The 22,927-nt window shown below is 49.7% G+C and carries 16 protein-coding genes; 5 read left to right on the top strand and 11 right to left on the bottom strand.

The genetic code is table 11. The features are described from left to right. The first annotated feature begins 406 nt into the window (after positions 1–406). Positions 407–2,104, top strand: coding sequence for a M14 family zinc carboxypeptidase (locus E2I14_RS14650; RefSeq protein WP_133329832.1), 1,698 nt, complete (start codon positions 407–409; stop codon positions 2,102–2,104). 69 nt (positions 2,105–2,173) lie between these two features. Here the strand turns inward: E2I14_RS14650 and E2I14_RS14645 are convergent, their stop codons facing one another. Then, complete coding sequence (locus tag E2I14_RS14645; RefSeq protein ID WP_133329830.1) at positions 2,174–3,424, bottom strand: DEAD/DEAH box helicase; 1,251 nt, start codon at positions 3,422–3,424, stop codon at positions 2,174–2,176. 405 nt (positions 3,425–3,829) lie between these two features. Here E2I14_RS14645 and E2I14_RS14640 point away from each other — a divergent pair, with 405 nt between their 5' ends. Beyond that, on the top strand, positions 3,830–4,591 hold the full coding sequence (locus E2I14_RS14640; protein ID WP_133329829.1) for a hypothetical protein: 762 nt from the start codon (positions 3,830–3,832) through the stop codon (positions 4,589–4,591). A gap of 59 nt (positions 4,592–4,650) precedes the next feature. On the opposite strand, the gene E2I14_RS14635 is transcribed toward E2I14_RS14640, so the two are convergent. After that, entirely contained in the window at positions 4,651–5,151 is a 501-nt protein-coding gene (locus E2I14_RS14635; RefSeq protein ID WP_165967849.1) for a GNAT family N-acetyltransferase, read from the bottom strand. 265 nt (positions 5,152–5,416) lie between these two features. Between E2I14_RS14635 and E2I14_RS14630 the strand changes: the two genes are divergently transcribed. The 3 genes from E2I14_RS14630 (at position 5,417) to E2I14_RS14620 (ending at position 9,347) form a co-directional block, all read left to right on the top strand. After that, positions 5,417–6,439: an NADP-dependent oxidoreductase gene (locus tag E2I14_RS14630; RefSeq protein WP_133329827.1), complete on the top strand. Its 1,023-nt coding sequence runs from the start codon at positions 5,417–5,419 to the stop codon at positions 6,437–6,439. 179 nt (positions 6,440–6,618) lie between these two features. Further along, positions 6,619–7,026, top strand: coding sequence for a cupin domain-containing protein (locus E2I14_RS14625; RefSeq protein ID WP_133329826.1), 408 nt, complete (start codon positions 6,619–6,621; stop codon positions 7,024–7,026). Between the two features lie 119 nt (positions 7,027–7,145). Continuing rightward, positions 7,146–9,347, top strand: a complete 2,202-nt coding sequence (locus E2I14_RS14620; protein ID WP_133329825.1) for an OsmC domain/YcaO domain-containing protein — start codon at positions 7,146–7,148, stop codon at positions 9,345–9,347. A gap of 105 nt (positions 9,348–9,452) precedes the next feature. Here E2I14_RS14620 and E2I14_RS14615 read toward each other — a convergent pair whose 3' ends face one another. The 9 genes from E2I14_RS14615 to E2I14_RS14575 form a co-directional block, all read right to left on the bottom strand. Beyond that, positions 9,453–9,938, bottom strand: a complete 486-nt coding sequence (locus E2I14_RS14615) for an FKBP-type peptidyl-prolyl cis-trans isomerase (RefSeq protein ID WP_133329824.1) — start codon at positions 9,936–9,938, stop codon at positions 9,453–9,455. Positions 9,939–10,036: 98 nt separating this feature from the next. Then, positions 10,037–10,549 carry an FKBP-type peptidyl-prolyl cis-trans isomerase gene (locus tag E2I14_RS14610; RefSeq protein ID WP_227544752.1) on the bottom strand — a complete coding sequence of 171 codons (513 nt, stop codon included), beginning with the start codon at positions 10,547–10,549 and terminating at the stop codon, positions 10,037–10,039. 158 nt (positions 10,550–10,707) lie between these two features. Then, positions 10,708–11,400, bottom strand: a complete 693-nt coding sequence (locus E2I14_RS14605) for a TonB family protein (protein ID WP_133329822.1) — start codon at positions 11,398–11,400, stop codon at positions 10,708–10,710. Further along, positions 11,401–11,799: an ExbD/TolR family protein gene (locus tag E2I14_RS14600; RefSeq protein WP_133329820.1), complete on the bottom strand. Its 399-nt coding sequence runs from the start codon at positions 11,797–11,799 to the stop codon at positions 11,401–11,403. A 1-nt stretch (position 11,800) separates the two neighbouring features. Beyond that, positions 11,801–12,511, bottom strand: coding sequence for a MotA/TolQ/ExbB proton channel family protein (locus E2I14_RS14595; protein ID WP_133329818.1), 711 nt, complete (start codon positions 12,509–12,511; stop codon positions 11,801–11,803). 95 nt (positions 12,512–12,606) lie between these two features. Further along, positions 12,607–14,850 (bottom strand): TonB-dependent receptor domain-containing protein, encoded by a 2,244-nt coding sequence (locus E2I14_RS14590; protein ID WP_133329816.1) that lies wholly within the window; start codon positions 14,848–14,850, stop codon positions 12,607–12,609. 332 nt (positions 14,851–15,182) lie between these two features. Beyond that, entirely contained in the window at positions 15,183–16,649 is a 1,467-nt protein-coding gene (locus E2I14_RS14585; RefSeq protein WP_227544751.1) for an efflux transporter outer membrane subunit, read from the bottom strand. Between the two features lie 9 nt (positions 16,650–16,658). Continuing rightward, positions 16,659–19,781 carry a multidrug efflux RND transporter permease subunit gene (locus tag E2I14_RS14580; protein WP_133329814.1) on the bottom strand — a complete coding sequence of 1,041 codons (3,123 nt, stop codon included), beginning with the start codon at positions 19,779–19,781 and terminating at the stop codon, positions 16,659–16,661. Further along, on the bottom strand, positions 19,778–22,924 hold the full coding sequence (locus E2I14_RS14575; protein ID WP_133329812.1) for an MdtB/MuxB family multidrug efflux RND transporter permease subunit: 3,147 nt from the start codon (positions 22,922–22,924) through the stop codon (positions 19,778–19,780). Before E2I14_RS14575 ends, E2I14_RS14580 begins: the two co-directional genes overlap by 4 nt. Between the last annotated feature and the right edge of the window lie 3 nt (positions 22,925–22,927).

Below are 22,927 nucleotides of genomic sequence, written 5' to 3'. Positions count from 1 at the left end.
GTTTTAAGCAGTAAGTGGTATTCAAACAGATGATTCATGGCGTCAGAACCGGACAGACGCACGGGGATTAGGGCGGATGGATCGTTGATTTGTGGGATGGCTGGGCTGTGGATGGAGAGGGTGCGGGTGGGATGCGGCATGGAGGTTCCTAATGTGCGTGGGAAATAGTAAAAATAGCATATTTATTTAGCAATAAAAACAATTCTATGAATCTTACGTTTTTTGCAGGAATTGACGTAATGAGTTTATTTTGTGTTGTTGGTGGTGGGGGCTTGTGAACTTCGTGCACCCAACACAGCTTAAACATGGTCGTTGAAGTGGGTAGATATAGGGTAATTTTTAAAAATGCTACAATGCCGCGCATTCATTTTTACATCGTATTCCCAATTTAATTGCAAGGATTGCCATGCTGCCTGACTTACTGACTCCCTATGAAAAAGGGAATAAAAACCAAACGACGACTTGGGAAGAATGCATCGCTTTTTATCAACATTTAACAGCACGCTTTCCGAACGTTGTGCGCTTGTTTCAGATCGGTACTTCTGATGGCGGCGTGCCTTTGTATGCAGGTGTGGTGACTGCGGACGGGGTGTTTGATTTAGAAGAAATTAAGCGCGAAGCGCGGCCGGTTTTTTTTAATAACAACGGTATTCATCCGGGCGAGCCGGAAGGCATTGATGCGTGTATGGCGTTGGTGCGTGATTTTTGTATTGAGCCGGGACGCTTGGCGGCCTTGGGTCGCACGGTGTTTTTGTTTGTGCCGATTTATAACGTTGATGGTTGCTGGAATCGCCAGAATACCTCGCGCGTAAATCAAGATGGGCCTGAAATGTTTGGCTTCCGCGGCAACGCTTTGAACATGGATTTGAATCGCGATTTTATTAAATGCGATAGTTTAAATGCGCAGGCGTTTAATCAACTGTTCAGCGCGTGGAGCCCGGATGTCATGGTCGATACGCATACTTCTAACGGGGCCGATTACAGCTATACGATGACGCTGATTCAAACGCAGGCGGATAAATTAGGTGGCGGTTTAGGAACGTTTTTGCGTGCAACGATGTTGCCAGAAATTTTCGCGCAAATGGAGCAACGCGGCTGGCCGACCTGCCCTTATGTGAACCCGCATAACCAAGTGACCGATATCCCTGATGATGGCATTGAAGACTTTTTAGAAGTTCCACGCTTCTCCACAGGTTACGCCGCGTTGCATCACACCATCGGTTTTATGCCAGAGACGCACATGCTTAAACCTTACGCTGATCGTTATGAATCCATGCGTAATTTAGTGGAAGTGGTACTAAATTTTACGATCAAGCATGCTGATCAAATCCAGCAATTACGCGCCGCCGATAAGCACGCGGCTGCTCAAAAAACGCAATGGCCAGTCCAATGGAAAGCCGATCAAAGTAAGCCTTCGCATTTCCGCTTTAAGGGTTACGCTGCCGTTTATCGTCCGAGCTTGATCGGTAACTACACGCGCCTAGCCTACGACCGCAATCAACCGTGGGAAAAAGATATCGCCTATTACGATAATTTTGTGCCGGACGTTACCGTGCCAGCGCCAAAAACTTACGTCATCCCGCAAGCATGGCGCGAGGTCATTGCGCGTTTGCAGTGGAATGGCGTGCAATTAGAACGCGTTGTAGAATCGGGTCTGCATACGCTGCACACCTATCACGTTAAGAAGTTCACTTCTCGCGCTACGCCGTATGAAGGTCATATGTTCCACGATGAAGTTGAACTCGAAACACGTACCGAACAAATCATGCTGCGGGCTGGCGATTATCTGCTGCACCTCAATCAAGCCAACGCCCGTTACGCGGTTGAGACCTTGGAGCCGCAAGCGCACGATAGTTTTTTTAGATGGGGATTTTTTAATAGCGTGCTGGAGAAAAAAGAAGCATTTTCAAATTACGTGTTTGAAGACACCGCGCTGGAATTGCTTAATTCCGAACCTGAATTAAAAGCTAAGTTTGAACAATGGAAGACCGCCAATCCAGCTTTGTTATCGGATCAAGAGCAAGTGTTGAGTTTTATCTTCGCGAACTGCAAGCGCTATAACGAACCTGAGTGGCTGCGTTATCCCGTTTATCGGATGATGTGAGATTGATTGATGTAATTAGCAAGCGCTTGCGATGGGGTTTATCCATCGGAAGCGCTTTTTTATTTGAGGCTAACTTTTATTTTCTTGCGCTGCTAAGGCGCGCAATTTATCTTTTTTGCTTGGGCGCTTACCTTTGATGCCGCCATTCGATTTATCTTCGGTGGACACTGAAACGTCTTTTTCCGTCGGTTCAAATCCAGCAATAATTTCGCGCTCCACTTTGACCTGTTGACGCTGCTCGATCAAGCGGAAATGCGCTTCATTTCCAGTGCTAATAAAGCTGACCGCCAAGCCCGCTTCACCCGCCCGACCTGTGCGACCTATTCGATGGACATAATCATCGGTCGAGCGCGGCAAATCGAAATTAACCACCACCGGTAAGTTCGCAATATCAATCCCACGCGCTGCCACATCAGTTGCCACGACCACCCGAATGCGTTGCGCCTTAAAGTCAGCTAAAACCTGTGTGCGTTTGCCTTGACTTAATTCACCGTGAAACGGCTCGGCAGCGATGCGTGCTTTGCGTAATTTGAGTGCGATCACTTCGGTTGCATAGCGACTGGCTGCAAAAACCAAAACGCGATCCCAGTTTTCACTATCAATTAAATGGCGTAGCAGTTGCGTGCGGTTAGCCGTATCAACCACGATAGCGCGTTGGCTAATCTCAGGAGTTGTGATTTCGGTCGCTGCAATATCGATGCGCGTTGGTGACTTTAAAAAGTCTTGCGCCAAGGCTGATAATTGCTCGGGAAAGGTCGCTGAAAATAAACAGTTTTGGCGCTGCGCCGGTAACAACTTCAGTAGTTGATTGAGTTCATCCTGAAAACCCAATTCCAGCAAACGATCTGCCTCATCCAACACCAAGGTCTGCACGCTTGAGATCGACAGCGCATTGTGCGCAATTAAATCCAGCAGGCGTCCGGGAGTAGCCACCACCATATCCGCGCCGCCGCGCAAATGCATCATCTGCGGATTGATCGATACCCCGCCAAACAATACCGCCAGCTTAATTGGCTTGGGTAAAAATGCCGCCAAGCTGCGCAAAGTATCGCCCACTTGGGTCGCCAATTCGCGCGTTGGCACCAAGATCAACACACTGACTTTACGCGGCGTGGCAGGTGTTTGTTGGTTCCAGCGCTGCAACAGGGGTAAACAAAACGCCGCCGTTTTCCCCGAACCCGTTTGTGCACACGCCACCAGATCGCCGCCGCCCACGATGACAGGAATAGCCGCGGATTGGATTGCTGTTGGCGTGCTATAGCCGCGTTCAGATATCGCGCGTTGCAGATCGGGAATGAGTTGGAGTGAGGAAAATGGCATGGAGGGCTTTACACAGACGCTAGAAAAGCCGCCATTTTAGTGTAGCTGGCGTGGTTGTCCAAATTAGCTTGTTAGGAAGATATTGATCATCGAGCCGCTAACTTGTTGATAGCTCCTTCGAGGGGCGACGGCGCTGGACGCTTAAAAATTTGTATTAAATCACCAAAATACCAAACGGTAATATTAATACCAATCAGTATCTTTTTTGATTGATTGGTATTAGACTTCAGAAAGCGGTTAAATTAAGCCCTAAAAAGGTGGAATTTGCCGCACGAAGCCCAGCGCCGTGATTCAACACAAACTTGAGCCACAGTTTGCGGATAGATCGACCAATTCCCCATTGGCGGAACAAGGCTCGACGGCTCAACGAACGAATCCTAAACTGACTTTTTACGGAGAAAATACATGAAAAAACTGCCATTTGCGCTATCTGCAGTAGGTATATTTCTATGTGCCTTGGATATCCAAGCACAGGAGACGCACGATAGCTTTGAGCTAGAAGGCGGAATAATTTCCACCCAAAATATGGAAATTCATGGTTTCAATCAGGGCGACGCGACCAGCGATTTTAAAAAAAGTACCGCCGACGTGCGCATGGAATATTGGCGTCGCGAGGCGAACGATTGGGATTACGGCGTTGTGCTGCAACCGTTGACGGTCAACTATTCCGGTCGCCTTTCCAATACATTGACCTACCACGGTATTGATTATCAGAAGGGTGATCAAGCATCGCTTCATTATGAATTCCCCACGCTGCGCTTGACAGCCAATTACCCGATGTACCAATCCCAGGATAGTAAAGACTATATTCGTCTGGGCGGTTCCGCCATCGTTCGCTACGCAAGCGTAAAGCTAGCGACTAACAGCCATTCATTTGCCGACACTAATTTGCTGGCGCTGCCGGTTTTTAATGTCGAAGCCAATAAAAGCCTGGGCAATAGTTATAGTTTATTTACCCGCTCTGATTTTCTGCCGAGCGTTAACGGGAATACATTTTTAGACGGCTTGTTTGATATTTTTGTCGGAGTTCGCACACAACTCGGCAGCGGCGATACCGTTGATGTGGGCGTTCGATCGTTTTTTGGGGGCTATGATCCCAAAGAAAAAGACAATTACGCAAATCGGATATTTTTTAATGCGGTAGTGGTGCGGTATAGCTGGAAATAGTGCGGCACACCGCTGCGGAAGGCGTTGGCGATTGATTCACTTCAATTGCGTAAAGGGTCTTAAAGCGTCTTTTGCGCTGGGATCATGAATAACATTTGCGGACGAATTCGATGCTCATTCTCTGGAATTGGCGCGGCGATGCTGTAGGAACGGATCGCGCCGCACGACAGATAAAATCGTTCGGCGTTGGGGTCAGCGTTAATCGAGATTGCTCTGGCATCCTGTTGTTGCGCTAGTTCGACGGCAAACTGAAATAGCTTTTTCCCTATGCCCTGATGCATCCACGCTTCGGCGACAAATAAATGGCTTAGCTTCCACGTCATTTTGGCGGGCAGTAACACCATTACTGCGACAACTTCCTCCTCAACGACAGCGACGTGCACCCTCCCGCTAAAAATATCGTCCGCTTGCACCGCTAATTCGCCACGCCAAGCCGCTACTTGTTCGGGCGTATAGCCCCAGCGCGCCTTGGATGCAATGGACAATGCCGTTAGTTGCTCTGCCTCCCCGACCAAAGCCAGTCTGATTTGTACATCGATCGCATTTTCTGAAGTGGTCATTGTTGTTCCATTCATCCTAAAAAGAAATCGGGCGTTTCGGTCTGAGCGCGAAGTTATTGTTGTCGCGTCCTAGCTGTTTGAAAAAATTGAGCTAAAACGAATGTTTCGGATAATAACGAATTATTGGGTAACGGCGAAGTAGTGAATCACATAAACTGGGTTGATTGTTAAATAATTTTCAATGATTTGTAAAAAAAGCAGACCAGCGACCCGATTGGACTTGCTGTAAGCTGTCGGCCTTTCAGTCTTTTTGCGGGAGTTTGTTATGTCTTTGTACACCAATCGTCAGTGGTTTTACGTCAAACGGCCCGAGGGCAGAGTCGGTGCCGAACATTATGAATTGCGCGAAACACCGATGGATGAGGAGTTGGCGATTAACGAAGTGTTGGTCGAGCAGCGTTTCATTAGTGTCGATCCCTACATGCGCATTCAGCAGGCTGAGCGCAACACCTACGATCTGCCGCATCCGCTCGGCATTGTGCAACGCGCCGCCACAGTTGGTCAGGTGCTGCAATCAAATAGTAGTCAATTTAAACCGGGCGATTGGGTACTCGGTTACAGCGGCTGGCAAACACTGGCCAAATGCCACATCAGCGAATTGCAAAAACTTGACCCCGAACTGGCACCCGTTAGCACCGCGCTCGGTGTGTTGGGTATGCCGGGGCGCACGGCGTGGTTCGGCTTGATGGAAGCAGGTCGTCCGCGGGCCGGCGATACGTTGCTAGTCTCGGGCGCGGCGGGTGCGGTTGGTTCCCTCGTAGCGCAATTTGGTAAAAAAGCCGGTTGCAAAGTGATTGGTATCGCTGGTGGTCCGGCTAAGTGCGAATATTTAATCAATCGCTTGAAATTGGATGGCGCAGTCGATTACCGCGCTTTCTCCACTACAGCAGCGCTGGCGCAAGAGTTGGAACGCGTTACCGGTGGTTGGGATGTGTATTTTGATAACGTTGGTGGTTGGATTACCGATGCGGTGATGCCCTTATTGAAGTTACGGGCGCGGGCCGTGATTTGCGGCGCGATTGCCCAATACGACGGCGGCTTGGATCAGCCGGATTTAGGGCCGCGCTTCTTGCAGCACATGCTATTTAAGCGCGCCACGATTCAAGGAATTTTGGCGCGCGATTTTACCCATCGCATGGAAGAGCTGCGCGCCGCGGTTGGGCCTTGGGTGAAATCGGGCGAGGTGTTTTTGGACGAGACAATAGTGGAAGGCTTCGATCAATTGCCGGAAGCGTTAAATAGTTTGTTTGAGGGCGCTAATACGGGCAAATTGTTGGTCAAGGTTTAACACTTGCTTAGCCATTCTGGTGATAGGTGAATTCTTGCTGTAAGCTGGCGACTTTCCTGAAAGCGGCCTTGATTAGGCTGCTTTGTTGAACTCGGTGAGCGGCGCGATAAGCTTAGGTTGTGGCGCGAACTTGGCAAGATATTCCGAAACTCGCGCTGTATAAGCCAATAGGATTTCGTATGACTTTCCCAAAATCGATCAGCAGTTTTCCGATTCACCTTGGACTCGGCGCGGTGGCGGAAGCGCTGCCTGAATTTACTGGCGAGATGAGTTGGTACGAGCACTATTCCCAGCGCTGCGCTATCGATGGCAATGAGGGTCGATTGGTTAGCCTGCATAGTTTCGACGCTCCGTGGAATTCGTGGGAGATGCATCCTGCTGGCAGCGAGGTTGTTGTGTGTATTTCGGGTGCGATTACGTTGCATCAGGAAGATCAGAGTGGAGCGCGGCAAACGGTGCTACTCAATTCTGGTGAATACGCCATAAATCAAGCCGGAATCTGGCACACCGCCGATGTGGTTGAGCCCACAACGGTATTATTTATTACCTCTGGACTAGGCACGCAGCATCGCGCCCGCACTACGTAAGCCAACGCTGGCGGTAAGCTTTGCTTGAGTTTGGTGCGACTTGCGGATCACGCTGTTGCCCAAATTATTTGCCTCATCTCTTTGAACATTGTATTGAACATTATTTTGGAATTCCCTGTATGGAAATTAAAGTCAACTTTCTCGACAAGCTGCGCCTAGAAGCCAAGTTTGATGATTTCACGGTGATCGCTGATCAGCCGATACGCTACAAAGGCGATGGCTCAGCGCCAGGGCCGTTCGATTATTTTTTAGCTTCGTCCGCATTGTGCGCGGCCTACTTCGTGAAGTTGTACTGCAACACGCGCAATATTTCGACCGAAAATATTCGGCTCTCGCAAAACAATATCGTTGATCCTGATAACCGCTACCAGCAAATTTTTAAAATTCAAGTTGAGTTACCGGCCGATATATCGGACAAAGATCGGCAAGGGATTTTGCGCTCGATTGAACGCTGCACCGTTAAAAAAGTAGTGCAGGCCGGACCGGAATTTGTGATTGAAGAAGTAGAGAATTTAGATGCCGATGCGCAGGCTTTGTTGACCATTAATCCGGCTAACGACGCAGGCACGTTCATCTTAGGCAAGGATCTGCCGCTGGAACAAACGATTGCCAATATGTCGTCGCTGTTGGCAGGTTTAGGTATCAAGATTGAAATCGCTTCTTGGCGCAACATCATTCCCAATGTGTGGTCTTTGCACATCCGCGACGCGCATTCACCGATGTGTTTTACCAACGGCAAAGGCGCGACCAAAGAGAGCGCGTTGGCGTCTGCCTTGGGCGAATATATTGAGCGGCTAAGCAACAATCACTTTTATGCGGGCTCGTATTGGGGCGAGGAAATCGCCAACGCCGATTTCGTGCATTACCCCAATGAACGTTGGTTTAAGCCGGGCAAAAAAGATGCGCTGCCGCCCGACATTCTCGATCAGTATTGTCTCGATATTTACAACCCCGACGATGAATTGCGCGGCTCGCATTTGATCGACACCAATTCCGGCAATGTGAAGCGCGGTATTTGTGCGCTGCCGTTTGTGCGTCAATCGGATGGCGAGGTCGTGTATTTTCCGTCCAACTTAATTGAAAACCTGTACGCCAGTAACGGCATGAGCGCCGGCAATACCTTGGCGGAAGCGCAGGTGCAATGTTTGTCGGAAATTTTTGAGCGCGCCGTAAAGCGTGAAATTTTGGAAGGTGAACTGAGCTTGCCCGATGTGCCGCAAGAAGTGTTAGCGCGCTTTCCGGGTATCGTGGCGGGTATCGCTGGTTTAGAAGAGCAAGGCTTTCCGGTCTTAGTCAAAGACGCTTCACTCGGCGGTCAATATCCCGTGATGTGCGTGACCTTAATGAACCCGCGCACCGGCGGCGTGTTTGCTTCATTCGGCGCGCATCCTAGTTTGGAAGTTGCCTTGGAGCGCAGCTTGACGGAATTATTGCAAGGACGCAGTTTTGAAGGTTTAAACGATTTGCCGCAACCGACTTTTGTCAGCAATGCGGTGACCGAACCGAATAATTTCGTCGAGCATTTTATTGATTCCAGCGGCGTGGTGAGTTGGCGCTTTTTCAGTGCTAAATCCGATTATCAATTTGTCGATTGGGATTTTTCAGCAAAAGATGAAAACGCCAACAGCACAGAAGCGGCAACCTTGTTCGGCATCCTGCAAGAAATGGGCAAAGAAGTCTATGTTGCGGTCTATGACCAGCTAGGCGCAACCGCTTGCCGCATCTTGGTACCGGGTTATTCGGAAGTCTATCCAGTTGAAGATTTGATCTGGGATAACACCAATAAGTCGTTATTATTCCGCGCTGATATTTTGAATTTGCATCAGCTTGACGACGAACAGCTGGAATCGCTGTTAGAGCGTTTAGAGAATAATGAGTTGGATGATTACAGCGATATCTCAACCTTAATCGGTATTGAGTTTGATGAGAACACCGTTTGGGGGCAGCTCACCGTATTAGAGTTAAAACTTCTGATTCAACTGGCTTTGCAACAATACGAAGAAGCGCATGAATTGGTAGGTAGCTTTTTGCAATACAACGACAATACTGTTGAGCGCGGCTTGTTTTATCAGGCCTTAAATGTGGTGCTAGAAGTTGAGTTGGATGATGATCTGGAGTTGGACGATTACATCACCAATTTCCGCCGTATGTTCGGTAACGACAGAATGGACGCGGTGCTCGGCTCCTTAGACGGCAGCGTGCGCTTCTTTGGTTTGACGCCGACCAGCATGAAACTGGAAGGATTAGATCGTCATCAGCGGCTATTGGATAGCTACAAAAAACTGCATGCAGCGCGGGCGAAGTGGGTAGCTGCTGCGTAAAGAAATAATTTACTGGTGAAGCCAGTTCAAGCGCTCAATCCGACTTTAGTAGGCGGATTGGGCTAGTGCAAAAAGTTTGCCGCACCTTGTGCGAAATTCCCTAAGCTACTTAATTCCCACTAACTCGATATCGAAAATCAAGGCGGCGTTTTTAGGGATTAATCCGTGCCCCGCGCCGCGTTCGCCGTAGCCCAATTCACTCGGGATGATTAAGGTGCGTTTGCCGCCGACCTTCATGCCAATCACGCCTTCGTCCCAACCGGGAATGACTTGATGCGCACCGACATAAAACGTGAAGGGATTGCCTTTGCTGCCGTCAGCCTTTAATGAACTATCAAATTTTTTGCCATGCAAATCGGCGGCATTGGCGTCGTACAGCCAACCGGTGTAATGCACGGTGATTTGCTGGTTGTTTTTCACCTCCGCGCCGCTGCCGATTACGCTATCTTTGCTACTCAATGCAACGACCTTATTTGCTTCGGCTTGGGCTACTGGATTGCTTGGCGCGGTTTCGGGTTTATCGCAAGCTGCTAGTGCCAATAAAACCAAGGCTGCGGCAATGGTTAGCTTATTTTTGATTTGTGGGTGCATGGTATTTTTAATTAGGTTACAGGGTATTGGTGATTTGAAAATTTGATGGCGGACGAATTAGTAAGTTGAATTCAACTTATTCAACAGCGAATTCCAACTTATTTGGCGCTTAATAATTCCACTTCAAACAGTAACGTCGCATTCGGAGGAATTACTCCGCCAGCACCGCGTTCGCCATAGGCCAATTCGCTCGGAATAATTAAGGTGCGCTTGCCACCGACTTTCATTCCTTGCAGCCCTTGTTCCCAACCCGGAATAACGCGATGTGCGCCAAGCGGGAAGGTTATCGGCTGGGCGCGGTCGCGTGAGCTGTCAAATTTTTTACCGTGGCCAGTTTTTTGGCTTGGATCGTACAACCAGCCGGTGTAATGCACGCTGACCAGATTGCCATCAACGGCTTCGGCGCCAGTGCCGATTTTGGTGTCGGTGATTTTGACTTGGGGTAGTTGTGCGGCTTGGGTGATTTCGGGCGCTGGCTGCTCAGTTGTCGCAGTTGTTGGCGTCGTGGGTGTTGTGGTTTCCGTGCTGTGTTCTTGCGCGAAGACTAGGCTGGATGCGCTGAGTAGTAGCGCTAGCATTGCGATTTTGAGGTGGTTTCGTGATTTGGTCATGGTTAGTCCCTGCAGTGTAGTACTTGTGGTGCTGGGATTATAAGGTATCGAAGACCGAGAGCGCAGAGAAGGCTGAGGTGGTTGTTGTAATGCGCGGTGTTTTGGCGTTGGGGCAGGGCGCCCACGAGGGGCGCCCTACGTTGCATTGACCGAGTTGGTTAATGCGTCGCTAGTTCTACCCAGATTTGATAGTGCAAATCTTGACCGCGTAATTGTTCTGGCGGTGCCGGGTAATGGGCTACTTGTACTGCTTGCAGCGCTGCTTTATCAAACAAACCGATACCGCAAGTTTGTAAGACGTGCGATTCCGTGACGTGTCCATCTTTGAGTTGGAACTCAACTCGGACGCGGCCTGAAAAGCGCATGGCTGCGGCGGCGGCTGGATAGAAATACGCCGCTTGCACGGCTTCGTGCACCTTGCCCGCGTACTCGGCGTTTGGATCGACTTTGCCAGTAGTTGGTGGTTGCGGTGGTGGGCTGGCTTTTACCGGCGCTGGTTGGGCAAAGGCTGTTTGCACATCCGATTCCACAGCGGCTAAGGGCGGCGTTGGTTCGGTCACGACGGGTTGTTGCGGTGGCGTCGGCGTTTTAGGTGGCGCGACCTTACTAACCATTTTGACCGGCTCTGGCTTTGGTTCGGGCTTGGGATCGGGCTTTTTCTCTGGCTCGGGTTCTGCTTGAGCTAGTGTCAGCGGCACGGGTTCGTGCGCCGCTTGTATGGCTGAGCTACTCGCTAACAGACCAGCAACACCTGCCACCAGCGCGACCTCGATTAGCAAGGCAAGACCAAAGGCTTGCGTGGCTGACGATTTGCCCTGAGTAGGAATTGCTTCGTAGGTTAAATCAGACATTTATTTCCCCGTCGGATGCCGAGTCGATAAACTGATCTCCGTTGCCCCACCTAATTTAATCGCATCAATGACTGACATCACTTGCTGCAACGAAGCGGTTTCATTGCCAGCAATGGTCACTGCCGTTTTGCTGTTATTGCGTTGCAATAACATGGCGGTTAACTGTTCGGACGTGATCGCTTGGTTTTCCACCAACAGAGTTCCGTCTGGGCTGATTTCGACCAATAGTTTTGGCGGTGGAATCGTGGCGGCCGTTGAGCTGGTTGGCAGCTTAGTGACATGGCCGGAAGTAGGAATCATCTTCAAGGTCATCATGGCAAAAAACACCAACAAAAACAGCATGATGTCGATCATTGGAATGATCTCGATCCGTGCTTTTTTAGTTTCTAAGTAACGCATATTAAGCCCTCGCAGGAGTGCGAATTAATTCGACTTGTCCGGCGCGATTGGCTAGCTCGGCGTCGCTAGTTGCAGCTTTTTGTTCGGTTGCGGTTTGACGGTTCACCATCATAATTTTGATGGTTTCTAATTGATGCAACACGATACGCACGCGGTTATGCAAGGCGTTGAAGAACAACAAGCCGATCATCGCAATCAACAAGCCGCAAGCAGTTGACACCAATGCTTCGGCAATCCCGCCAGTCACTTGTGCTGCGCCATTTTGTGCGTCGCCCAATACGTGGAAGGCGTTAAACATACCAATAATGGTGCCGAACAAACCAAGCAGTGGAGCTAAGGTAATAACGGTATCCAATACCCACAAGCTGCGATCCAACGTTGGTACTTCGTGCATGATGGCTTCTTCCAAATGGCCGCTCAACTCGTTACGTTTTTGTTCTAGGCTCAGCGCCGGCTTGTTGGCGTCATTGCGTAATACGGCGAATAAGCTTGCGTGCGGCAAGCTAGCTAATTTTTTAGAGAGTTCAATTTTTTCAATCGAAGCGTTCTCATTTTTGAGCATGCCGATCAATTTCTCGCCGCCTTTTTCCATCGATGCTAAGTAGCGGGTGCGCTCGATGATAACGGTCAGTGCCACCAATAACAGCAGCAACATGATGTACAGAATGCCACCGGATTCGTTGGCCAGATCAGCTAAGTAAGAGATATTCATAATAATTTCTTCAAGAGTACAAAGTGAAAATGGTGGACTTGGAAAAATCCAAGCCCACCGAATAAAACTAACAACTTATTTAACTAATCAATCGATTAGAAATCCGCTGTCAATGTCAATGAAACGCTACGTGCTGGCAATGTCGTGATCAAGTCACCCGCCAATGGGTTTGAATCAGAGCCACTACCTTTAATACCGGTGATGTTATGTTTGTCGAACAAGTTGTTCACAGCCAATTGGACTTTCGCTTTTTTGGCGTAAGCGACTGGATTCTTGATCGTGTAGTTGACAAACATATTGGTCAACACAACTGGGTTGATGGTGTACGACGAAGTGTATTGACCGTCGTTGTACATTTTGCCTACGCGCTTAGTCAAGACAGAAGCATTCCAATCTGCGTCGGTGTAGATTAGACCGAATGTTTCGGTGTCTTTCGGTGCGCCAGCGACCCAAGTGCCATTGCTATATTTAGTTGTGCCTGATGTGCCGTTAGCGTAGATGCTCAAACCGCTACCCAACAGCAATGTGCCTTCTAATTCCACACCTTGTGTTGTTTCAGTGCCGCTCGCTACGCAGATCTGTGTTGTTGGATCGAGTGGATCAACATTACAGGTGTAGCTGTTGTCGAGTTTGACGTGGAACACGTTGGCGTTGAAGTTCCAGTCATTGGCCGCGTACACAGTACCGATTTGGTAAGTAGTCGATTTTTGTACTTTTGGTGGCTGAGCGACTTTGGCATTTGGTACGTCAAAGACGGATGTAGGTGGAATCAAATCACCTTCTGCTGCCTGAACATAGGTTGTCCAGTTTGGTTGGATTTGATAATGCACATCCAGCGATGGCAATACATCGTTGTAGCTGATGCTGTTCTTAACATCACCCAAACCGCCGGTTGTTACACCGGTTGTTTTGCTGTATGTACCGCCCAATAAACCAACTTTTTTCAAGTCAGCTAAGTGGTCGTAGTTTTGCAAGTAGTAAGCGTACTTCACACCTGGAGTGATTTTCAGATCGTCAGTAACCTTGAACTCAAATTCAACGTAAGGTTGGAATGTTGTTGTTTGGTATTTTTCACTGAAACGCGGTGTTGCTTTATCTTGCCAGCCGTTTAATTCGTTAGAGTCGTATTGATGACGATCGCTGTTGGCGTATTCCAACCAAGTACCAGTGCGCAAGGTACCCAAGCTAGAATCTTGCGAAACGCGCAGCAAGTTACCAGTGGTGTGATACGAGTTCAACTTATCGATACCAGTTTCGTTCGCTGGTACGGCCGCTGTTGCTGGCACTGTTGGTGTGCTGACTGGAACTGCGCCGGCGATGTTTTGTTGATTGTGGTAGCTGTAGGAGTAGAGCTTGTCGTCCAACTTCCAACCGCCGCCCAAGTTCGATGCGACGCCGATGTAGGAGAAGCCAGTTTCAACGTTGTACAGGTTGTAGCCGAAGTAGTTTGATTGCGTTGGGTCGTTGCTGTTTAAATAGTTAGGACCGAATTGAGCTACTTGAGCGCGTGTCGGAGCGCCAGCGTCTAACTGATGATTACGCACGTCCATCCATGATGCAAATGCGGTAACAACCGTGTCTGAGTTGACGATGTATTGGTATTTAGCCGACAACGCACGACGATTTTGGTTGTTGTACGTTTGGTAGCCGTCGGAAGTCATTTGCTGAACGTTGACCAACAAGTTCGACGCACCGTTTGGACCAAATTGACCTGATTCGTTTTCCAACACGATCATGCCGGTGTTCCATGTGCCATACGAACCAGTAACGCTTGTGCGTTTATCTGTTTCTAAATTACGGGACAACAAATTCAACGAGCCACCGAAAGTCGCTTGACCAATCGTTGCAGCAGAACCTGGGCTGCGATCAACTACCGCGCCGCCGATTTCCATGGCTGGGAAGAATACGTAGGAGTGATGGCTAACACCGTTAGTGTCGTTGAATGGAATGCCATCAAAAGTCACTAAGTATTGGCTATCAGACAAACCGCGCACGGTTGTGTTGGAGTTACCTTGACCAACGCCGTTTGGGCTGTAGCTGAACGCGCCTGGAGTGACTTGGAATACTTGGCTGAAATCAGAAGCTGGAGCCATGAAGTCGCGCACGAAGGTATCGCTGACAACAGATTGAGCTGAGCGTGCTTCCAAAGGTGCTTGGGAGATCGCTGCTTTGCTGGCTTCAGTCACAGGTGCTGCTGCAGTTGCGCCGTTGCCGCTCGCGCCAACTGTACCTAAATCAGTGGTTTGTTGTGCAGAAGCGATCATTGGAGCAGCTAAGCACATTACAGAGAGAGCGCGGATAACATTGAGTGCGCAAGGCTTCAGGTCAAACTGGTTCATCAAAGACTCCGTTGTGAGAAAAACGGCAATCTTAGGGTTGCTATATGTCAACAATGTGAAGAATTTATTACGGTTCCATGACATAGCAACACTTTGTCACTTCTTAAATAAATTATTTCATCGTCTACGAATCATGCTAATTAACGGTTGCAGAAAGGAAAAACAATTCGGCAAGTGAATTAATCATTGGACGATTATTTCGTTGCGTGGATTACGCTGACGGCCAAAAAAGTTGGCGTTGGAGAGGCGGAGGGAGAATAAAAAAAGGAAGGGCTGAATTCCGCCCTTCCTTTACTTAGATGACCATGCCTTGCTTACGTTGTTTACTAGGCTTATTTTGTGACGGCGATTTGGTTTTGATCCAACCCAGTCCAACCTCCACCCAAGGCTTTGATTAGCCCGACTGCGGCTGCTAAACGTGAATTAGTAATTGTCAGTTCGGTACGTTGATTAGTTAAGGTCGTGGTTTGGGCGGTGACGACATTGAGGTAATTGACCGTTCCGGCCTTGTATTGATTCAGGGTGATTTCTAAAGACTTCTTAGCGGCAGCGGTAGCGGCGCTTTGCACCAAGGCTTCGTCTTTTAAGATACGCAGCGCGACTAAATTATCTTCCACGTTTTGAAAGCTAGTCAGCACAGTTTGGCGATAACTCGCCACGCTGACGTCGTAGGCGGCGATCGCTTGTGCATTCAAAGCCCGCTTGGCGCCGCCATCAAATAAAGTCGCCGCTAAATTCGGCCCCAACGACCAAACGCGATTCGGTAAGCTAATCCAATTGGCTACGCCGCTACTTTGGTAGCCGCCAGTCGCGCCTAAGGTTAAGTTCGGGAAATAAGCCGCCTTGGTAACACCGATTTGCGCGTTGGCTGCGGCCACCGAGCGTTCAGCCGCCGCAATATCTGGGCGACGCTCTAATAAATGGGAGGGAACGCCGAGTGGAATATCTGGTATTGCTGGCACGTAGGATGCCGCGCCTAGAGGAATGACGGCGATAGAAAAATTAGCCGGTGCTTTACCCAGCAGGACGGCAATGGCGTGTTCAGTTTGTCCGCGCAGAATACCAATGTCTAAGGCTTGCGCTTCGGTGCTGCGTAATTGGGTCTCAGCCAGTAAGACGCTGTCGGTTGAAACAATGCCGGACTTATATTGGTTTTGGGTTAATTTCAGCGAGCGGCGATATTCTTCCACTGTTTGATTGAGTAATTCTTGTTGCGCGTCCAAAACACGTAATTGAAAATAATTTACCGCCAACTGCGCTTGCAGACTCAACAGAGTTGCTTGCAGATTTGCGTAACTGGATAAAGCGGTGTTTTGTTGCACTTCCACTTCGCGTCGAATTCCACCCCACAAGTCGATTTCCCAATTGGCGGTCAGACCAAGGTTGTTGTTGGTTGTAACGCCAGCTTGCGCGTTACGTGCCTTGGTATGTCCGACATTGCCATTAAGCGTTGGCAGGTAGGCGGCTTGCGCATTATTTAGCAGCGCGCTGGCTTGGCGGTAGTTCGCTTCGGCCTGAGCTAAGGTTTGATTGCCCGCTGGGATTTGCTCAATCAAGGTGTTGAGATTGCTGTCGTTGAATACCGTCCACCATTTAACGGGAATGGATTGATCTTGTGGTTGGGCCGATTTCCAGTTTTCTTTGAAATCGTTTGGCATGTCGCTGTCGGACAGCGTCACAGGGCGCACGTAATCGGGACCGACCGCGCAGCCGCTTAATCCTAGCGTGCCAATTGCGCTCAGCAAAATCAGAGCGATGGAATTACTTAAAAGTGTTTTTTTCATTGTAGTTTGTTTCATCTGTCTTCCTTAACCAAGTTCTGAGTGCGCCGGCGCAGTGGTCGCGATGGTGGTCGTTCCGCGTAGCTTTGCTTTGATGCGTTTTCCGAGACCACTCATTTTATCCATGTAGAGGTACACCACCGGCGTGGTAAATAGGGTGAGCAACTGGCTGAAAATCAAGCCGCCGATAATCGTTACGCCAAGTGGTTGACGCAATTCGGAACCGGTTCCGGTACCAAACGCTAACGGAACCGCGCCTAATAACGCCGCCATGGTGGTCATCATGATCGGGCGGAAGCGTTGCAAACATGCTTGCTTGATGGCTTCAAACGGTGTTTTGTTTTCAGTGCGTTGAGCGACTAAGGCGAAATCGATCATCATAATGGCGTTCTTTTTCACCAAGCCGATCAGCAAAATAATCCCAATAAACGCCATCATGCTCAACTCCATTTTGACGAGCAGCAGCGCTAACAATGCGCCAACACCAGCAGATGGCAGCGTGGATAAAATCGTAATCGGATGCACCAAACTTTCATACAACACGCCAAGCACGATATAAATGGTTAGCAAGGATGCGAAAATCAAAAACGGCATCGACGAGAACGAATCTTGGAATGTTTTTGCCGTGCCTTGGAAGCTACCTTGTATCGTCGCTGGCAAGCCAATGCGCGCCTTGGTCTCATCAATTGCCGTGACGGCGTCGCTCAACACTGCACCGGGCGCTAAGTTGAATGAAATTGTGGTCGCCGCAAATTGACCTTGGTGATTCACATTCAACGTCGTGGTGGTAGGCTCAAACGTAGTAAAGGACGACAGCGGCACCATGGTTCCGTTGGTGGTCTTGATAAAAATATCGTTTAAGGTCTCAGGACGTTGCCAATACTCGGGCGACACTTCCATCACCACATGGTATTGGTTTTGTGCTTGATAGATCACCGAGACTTGGCGTTGACCAAAGGCGTCGTACAGGGCGGAATCAATCATGGCTTGGGTAATACCTAGGCGCAAAGCGGTTGGACGATCAATACTGAGCGTGACCTGCAAACCTTTGTCCTGCTGCGATGTGTTGACGTCCGCCAACTTCGGTAGCGCTTGCATCGCACGCAGCATTTTCGGTGCCCATTTATCGAGCTCTTTTAAATCGTCGCCCTGCAGTGTGTATTGATACATCGCATTGCCCATTCGACCACCGACGCGAATATCTTGCCGCGCTTGCAGGAACAAGGTGGCACCGGGAATGGCGGCCAATTTCCCACGTAATCGATTAATGACGTTGTCCGCACTGATCTTGCGTTCTTCCAGTGGCTTGAGGGTAATAAACATGCGCCCTGTATTGACCTGACTGCCGCCGGTAAATGCGGTAACGCTTTTCACCGCTGGATCGGCACGCACGATATCGACATAGGAAGACAGCTTAGGCACCATCGCTTGATACGAAGTCGCTTGATCGGCCACGATAGAACCCATAATCATGCCGGTATCTTGGGTCGGGAAAAAGCCTTTAGGCACAACCGAATACAGATAAATATTGAGCCCGATCACAGCAAACATGATCACCAAAGTAATGCGCGAATGACGCAGCGCGATATCCAAGCCGCGTTCGTATTTGTTCTGAAACCACACGAAACCGCGTTCGGTAAATTGATAGACTTTGCCGTGCTTTTCGTCTTTGGCAGGCTTTAATAATTTACCGCACATCATCGGCGTGGTGGTTAGTGATACCACCAAAGAAACCAACACCGCCGCCGATAATGTGACCGCAAATTCATGGAAAAGGCGGCCCACCAAACCACCCATCAATAACATCGGAATAAACACCGCCACTAACGAAATACTCATCGATAAAACGGTAAATCCGACTTCGCGCGCTCCGCGCAACGTTGCCTGCCACGGCGCCATGCCATCTTCGATATGGCGCGTGATATTTTCCAGCACCACAATCGCATCATCGACCACAAAGCCAGTGGAAACAGTTAGCGCCATGAGGGAGAAATTATCTAAGCTGTAGCCGCACAAATACATGATGCCGAAAGTGCCGAGTAAGGAAATCGGCACAGCAATCGAAGGAATAATGCTAGCCCGCACATTGCGTAAAAACAGGAACACCACCAAGATAACCAAGCCGATAGAAATCGCTAAAGTACGCTCCACATCACGCAGTGATGCGCGAATTGTAAAGGTCTGATCTAGCGTTACGGCCATGTCAATCGAGCTTGGAATAGACGCGGAAAGCACGGGCATGATGGCGCGGATACGATCCACTGTTTCAATAATATTGGCGTTGGGTTGCTTAAATAAAATCAACAAGACAGCCGGCTTGCCGTTGGCAATTCCAGTATTACGCACGTCTTCGACCGAATTCACCACCTTGCCTAGGCTACTCAATTGAATCGGCACGCCGTTGCGATAAGCCACGATTAGCGGCATGTAATCGGCTGCTTTCTTAGCTTGATCGTTGGTATACACCTGCCACTGGTGGGTATCGTCCGAAACCACGCCTTTAGGCTTATTGGCATTGGTGGTGGCTAAAGCGGTACGCACATCCTCTAAACCAACGCCGTATTTATTTAGTGCCAGCGGATTGAGTTCCACCCGCACTGCGGGCAAGGCGCTGCCCCCGACAATAACTTGGCCGATGCCTTGAACCTGCGACAATTTTTGCGACAAGGTGGTGGACGCAATGTCGTACATCTCACCTTGGGTAAGCGTCGTTGAAGTCAAGGCCAAAATCATGATTGGCGCGTCGGACGGATTGACTTTGCGGTAGGTTGGATTGCTTCGCAACGTAGAGGGTAGATCGACCCGTGCTGCCGCAATCGCCGCTTGTACGTCACGCGCCGCGCCGTCGATATCACGGTTTAAATCGAACTGCATCGTGATATTAGTCGAGCCAAGCGAACTCGTGGAGGTCATCTCATTAATGCCGGCGATGCGACCCAATGAGCGTTCCAGCGGCGTGGCAACGGTGGTGGCCATGATCTCAGGATTGGCTCCGGGAATTCCGGCAGAAACGGAAATAACTGGATAATCCACGCTCGGCATCGGGGATACCGGCAAAATCTGAAACGCCAGAACCCCGGCTAGCGCCACACCGATGGTAAGCAGCGTTGTGGCGACCGAGCGGCGAATAAAAGGTGCGGAGATATTCATTCGGAACGCGCTGGGTTGGTTGAAGGTAAATCGCTCATGTCTTCCACTTCATCGTCGTGCAGGCGTGAGCTGGAGTTAGGATTTATGCGACGCGCCAAACGGTCAAAAGCCAGATAGATAACCGGAGTGGTAAATAAGGTCAGTACCTGACAAACAATCAAACCACCGACAATGGTCACGCCCAGAGGATGGCGCAATTCGGAACCAACACCGCCACCTAACATCAGCGGCAACGCACCCAATAACGCGGCCATGGTGGTCATCATGATTGGGCGGAAACGCAATAAACACGCCTGATAAATCGCGTCACGCGGCGACATGTTTTGCTGCCGTTCTGCTTCTAGCGCAAAGTCAATAATCATGATCGCGTTCTTCTTCACAATCCCGATTAACAAAATAATCCCGATCACCGCAATAATGCCAAGGTCAGAGCCAAATGCCATCAAGGCCAACAACGCGCCCATACCGGCAGAGGGCAAGGTGGATAAGATTGTGATCGGATGAATATAGCTCTCATACAGCACACCGAGAACGATGTACACGGTCACAATCGCCGCCAAGATCAGCAGCAATTCATTACCTAGCGAAGCATTAAACGCTTGCGCTGCACCTTGGAAATTAACCTGCGTGCTGGCCGGAAGATTGATCGCTTTTTCCGCTTTCTTGATCGCATCCACTGCGTCACCCAAGGACACACCGGGCGCGAGGTTAAACGAGACGGTATTGGCGGGGAATTGACCAATGTGCCCGATGACGAGCGGCGTATGTTGCTCGGTAATCGTAGCGATAGTGCTTAAGGGAACTTGGGTGCCGTTAGTGCCGCTGACATAAATATTTTTCAGCGAAGCGGGATTGAGTTGGAACTCAGGCTTTGCTTCCAAAATGACCCGATACTGATTGGTTTGGGTAAAGATGGTGGACACAATCCGCTGCCCGAATGCGCTGTACAGCGTGCTATCTATCGTGGCTGGCGTAATTCCTAGGCGCGAAGCCGTGCTGCGATCAATGTTGACCGAAACTTGCAAACCTTGATCTTGCAAGTCGCTAGCCACATCGCGTAGCTCAGGCAGTTTTTGTAATTCCTCCACCAATTTTGGCGTGTTGATACTCAACTGCGCGGGATCCGCATCCTCCACCGAGAATTGATATTGCGTGCGACTGACACGGGTTTCAATCGTTAAATCCTGCACTGGCTGCATGTATAACGAAATACCTGGCACGTTATCCAATTGCTTTTGCAGGCGTTGAATGACTTGTGCCGCGCTGACATTACGTTGGTCGTGCGGTTTTAAATTGATTTGAATCCGACCACTGTTCAAGGTTGTATTGACGCCATCGACGCCGATAAATGACGACAGACTCTCAACGTCCGGATCTTTTAAAATCACCTTGGCGAGTTCTTGCTGGCGCGCAGCCATCGCAGGGAAAGAAATCGATTGTGGCGCTTCCGAAATACCCTGAATCACGCCGGTATCTTGCAACGGGAAAAAACCCTTAGGCACAATGATGTAGAGCACAACGGTGAAAACTAAGGTGCCGATTGCTACCAGCAAGGTTGCTGTTTGGCGTTCCAATACCCAGGTCAACCAAACGCCGTAACGTTCGATTACGCGCTCATAGAAAGCGCCTGACGCGTGGTAGAAGCGGCTCTGCTTTTCTTCTGGTGTGTGACGCAATAATTTAGCGCACATCATCGGCGTTAAGGTCAACGACACAATCGCTGAAATCACAATCGTGACCGACAATGTAATCGCAAATTCGCGGAACAAACGGCCAACGATGTCGCCCATGAATAGCAAGGGAATGAGCACCGCAATGAGTGAAATAGTCAGCGACAAAATCGTAAAGCCAATCTGCTTGGCACCCTTAATCGCGGCGGAATAAGGATCTTCTCCTTCTTCAATATAGCGTGCGATGTTTTCAATCATCACAATCGCATCATCGGCCACAAAGCCGGTTGAGATTGTTAAGGCCATCAAGCTTAAATTGTTCAAGCTAAAGCCCGCCAAATACATGACCGCGAACGAGCCGATAACCGACAGCGGGACCGCAACGCTAGGGATAATGGTGGCCGAAAGATTACGCAAAAACAGGAAAATAACCAGAACCACCAAGGCTACCGATAACATCAATTCAAATTGCACATCTTTGACGGAACTGCGAATGGTGTCGGTGCGGTCGCTCAAAATAGCGACATCAATGCCCGCTGGGATCGACGCTTTTAATTGCGGTAATAATTTTTTGACGTGATCCACCACATCAATGACGTTTGCGCCCGGCTGGCGTTGAATGTTGAGAATAATCGCTGGCTTTTCGTTCACCCAAGCCGCTTGTTTAACGTTTTCGGCATCCTCCACCACATCGGCTACGTCGGATAAACGTACCGGCGCGTTGTTGCGGTAAGCGATAAAAACGTTGCGGTATTCTTCGGCGCTGCGCAATTGATCGTTAGCGTCGATGGTAAAGGCGCGTGCTGGGCCATCAAATCCCCCTTTGGCTTGATTGACGTTGGCCGCTGCAATTGCGGTGCGCACATCTTCGATATTTAATCCGTAGGAGGAAATAGCAGTCGGGTTGACTTGAACCCGCACAGCAGGTCGCTGCCCACCAGAGATACTGACCAAACCGACGCCAGCGACTTGCGAGATTTTTTGCGCTAGGCGAGTATCGGCAAACGACTGCACTTGTGGCAGCGGCAGTGTCTTTGAGGTCAAGGCCAAGGTCATAATCGGCGTATCCGCTGGATTGACCTTGTTGTAAATTGGCGGGGCCGGTAGATCTGTTGGCAGCAAGGTGCCTGCGGCGTTGATCGACGCTTGAACCTCTTGCTCCGCGACGTCCAAACTAATCGCCAAGCTGAATTGCAAGGTGATTACCGACGCGCCGCCTGAACTGCTGGACGACATTTGATTGAGCCCTGGCATTTGGCCAAATTGGCGTTCTAGCGGGGCGGTGATCGATGAAGTAATTACCTCGGGGCTCGCGCCCGGATACAGGGTCACGACTTGAATAGTCGGATAATCCACTTCGGGCAATGCAGACAATGGCAACATCCGATAGGCCATCAGTCCGACCAGCAATAAGGCCACCATTAATAGCGAGGTGGCGACTGGCCTTTCAATAAAGGGACGGGATAAATTCATGAT

It is taken from the genome of Sapientia aquatica, assembly GCF_004358105.1.
GTDB classification, from domain to species: domain Bacteria; phylum Pseudomonadota; class Gammaproteobacteria; order Burkholderiales; family Burkholderiaceae_D; genus Solimicrobium; species Solimicrobium aquaticum.
This window is presented reverse-complemented; position numbering and strand designations above follow the sequence as displayed.